2 protein-coding genes and 1 pseudogene are annotated in these 2451 nt (G+C 76.5%); 1 reads left to right on the top strand and 2 read right to left on the bottom strand.

What is annotated here, in order from left to right; all coding sequences use genetic code 11:
- Positions 1 to 373: pseudogene (locus ACFWP7_RS39675) on the bottom strand (hypothetical protein); the annotation flags it as partial.
- Positions 374 to 625: 252 nt separating this feature from the next.
- Here ACFWP7_RS39675 and ACFWP7_RS39670 point away from each other — a divergent pair.
- Positions 626 to 901: a hypothetical protein gene (locus ACFWP7_RS39670; RefSeq protein ID WP_384392493.1), complete on the top strand. Its 276-nt coding sequence runs from the start codon at positions 626 to 628 to the stop codon at positions 899 to 901.
- Between the two features lie 108 nt (positions 902 to 1009).
- On the opposite strand, the gene ACFWP7_RS39665 is transcribed toward ACFWP7_RS39670, so the two are convergent.
- Positions 1010 to 2284: an MFS transporter gene (locus ACFWP7_RS39665; RefSeq protein ID WP_384392491.1), complete on the bottom strand. Its 1275-nt coding sequence runs from the start codon at positions 2282 to 2284 to the stop codon at positions 1010 to 1012.
- Between the last annotated feature and the right edge of the window lie 167 nt (positions 2285 to 2451).

Below are 2451 nucleotides of genomic sequence, written 5' to 3'. Positions count from 1 at the left end.
GATCGGTCGGGTCCGTGGTCGGCGGGGTCGTGGGATCCGTCGTCGGAGGGGTCGTGGGATCGGTCGTCGGCGGGGTCGTGGGATCGGTCCCCGGCTCCGTCGGATCGGTGGTCGGCGGGCCGGTGGGGTCCGTCGTCGGCGGGGTCGTCGGGTCGGTGCCCGGCTCCCCGGTCGGCCCCGGGCTCGGGGAGCCGGCCTTCGCCGACACCTCGACCTTCAGCGCCAGCGATGCCTCGTCGGCCGCCGAGGCGGACGGCTTCGGCGAGGGGGAACTGGCGGCGAGGGCTGCCGGGGTGGCCACGGCCCCCGCGGCGGCGACGAGCGCGGCGGTCGCCATGACGCGGCGCAGCAGGCGCGGTCGGGTCTTACGCATAGGTGAGATCAGCCTCCACTGGTACACGGCAGGCTCGGCCGGTCAGCGCACGCTGCGCCGGGGCGAAGTACCTGCTGGTGAACTGATCTTGGATTTGGTGGCCTGTGGACAGAGTCCGGCGATTTCCGGACCTCACCCGCCGCGCTCAGCGGTTCCTGTGGATAAAGAACTGCGCGCCAGGCCGCGGCGGTTGGCGCGCCGGGCGGTTCGGGACTGGTCCGCGCGCAGCATCGGGGCTGCGAGCATGGGCGGATGACCCTCGTGATCGCACTCGCGGCCGGCTCGGTGCTGGGCTACCTGATCAGGTGCTGGCGGCCGGCCCGGCGTGCGGCGCACTGGGCGCAGCGTCAGGAGATGGGCACGGCGGCATGGTGGGCGGCGCAGCCGGTGCTCGCCCTCGCGCTGGCGGTCCGGCTCGTCTCGCACCCCCGCCAGAGCGTGCGCAATATCCGCTCCTGGCAGGAGGAAGAGCGGGTGGAGCCGCCGCGGCACGATCCCGGGTGGGCGGCCAGGCGGGGCGCGCGGTGAACTGGTGCGGGCAGTGCAAGGCCCGGCGCACACACGGGGGGATGCGCGCCGGGCTCTCGGTGCCACGGTAGCCGCGGATCCGCCGCGGGCGGGGCTGAATGCCCGGGTTCATCTCGATCCGGCCAGCGGCTCGGCTGATCCGCGCCCCACGCCCTTCGGTGTCTGCAGGGTGAGGTGGCGGCGGGTGACCAGCAGCAGGAACAGGCCGAGCGCGGCGCCGGCGGCCGCGACGGCGGCGGCCCCTGCGGGGGCGGTGGAGGGAACGAGGCCCGCAAGCGCGGTGCCGGCGGCCTGTCCCAGGCCGAGACAGGCGATCAGCCAGGCGGACGCCTCGGCGAGGGTGCTGCGCGGGACGAGGACGTCGAGTGCGTGGAAGCCGGTGACCAGGAGCGGCGCGAGGAACAGGCCGGGCAGGACGGCGGCCGCGATGGCCAGCGGCGGAGCGGGATCGGCGAGCATCGGCAGCGAGCCGAGCAGGAATCCGGCGCCGATGAGCAGGAGTTGGCGGGCCGGGGAGCCGGGCCAGGTGCGGCGGCCGAAGAGCAGTCCGCCCGTCAGGCTGCCGACGGCGAGCGCGGCGGGGATCATCGTCGACAGGTAGCCGGCGTGGTGGCGCTCCCCCGCCGCGAGGGCCACCACGTTCAGCGCGCCCAGGGTGATGCCCGCGCCGAACAGCGCGGCGGCCAGGGCGCGCAGGCCGGGGACACGGATCGGTCCGAGCCAGTGGGTGCGGGTGGGGGCCGGCTGCCAGGTGCGGGTGGGCGGCGCGGACAGGAACAGTGCGGATCCGCCGAGGCCGATCGCGGCGGTGGCGGTGAGCACGAGGACGGTGCCCGTCACGGCGTCGAGACCCAGGACCAGGAGCGGGCCGCCGATGAAGACGAGTTCCTGGGCGCAGGCGTCGAGCGCGAGCGCGGCCCGGCGGTGCTGCGGGCTCTCCACGACGTTCGGCCACAGGACGCGCAGCGCCGCCTCCAGAGGTGGGGTGCACAGGCCCGCGGCCGCGGCGATGACCGCGGCCGGTGCGGGATGGCCGGCCGGGCTGAGGAAAGCGAGCGCGAGGAAGGCCGTGGTCGAGGCCAGGGCGGTGACGCCGATCGCGACGCGGTGGCCGTGCCGGTCCAGGAGGCGTCCCCACAGCGGCTGCCCGATCGCGGCCGCCAGTCCGTACACGGCGGCGAGGATTCCGGCCAGGCGCAGGCTGCCGCCGTCCGCCCGTACGGCGATCAGGATCGCGAGCGGTGCCATGGCGACGGGGAGGTGGCCGATGACCGCGCCGGCCAGGAGGCGGGTGACGTTCGGGAGGTCCAGGACGTCGCGGTAGCGCGACGGTTCGGGGGCGGGCCGTCTGCGCGGGCGGTGCAGGAGGGGGCTGATGGTCATGGGAGAGCGGTCCTTGGTGTCATACGCCGTCAGGGTGCGCGGCGGCCGCGCGGGAGGAGGGGCGGGGGGGCGCCCCCGGGGGGGGGGGGGGCGCCCGCGGGGGGGGGGGGGCCCGGCGGCGCCCGCCCGGGGGGGACGGGGGGGGGCCGAACCCCCCCGGGGGGGAC

The sequence above is a fragment of the Streptomyces sp. NPDC058470 genome (genome assembly GCF_042721055.1).
Taxonomy (GTDB): Bacteria; Actinomycetota; Actinomycetes; order Streptomycetales; family Streptomycetaceae; genus Streptomyces.
The sequence above is the reverse complement of the archived record's forward strand: the minus strand, read 5'-3'. Positions and strand labels throughout refer to the sequence as shown.

Coding starts and splice junctions, on each gene's coding strand:
- ACFWP7_RS39670 (WP_384392493.1), top strand. CDS start 626: ATGACCCTCGTGATCGCACTCGCGGCCGGCTCGGTGCTGGGCTACCTG.
- ACFWP7_RS39665 (WP_384392491.1), bottom strand. CDS start 2,284: ATGACCATCAGCCCCCTCCTGCACCGCCCGCGCAGACGGCCCGCCCCC.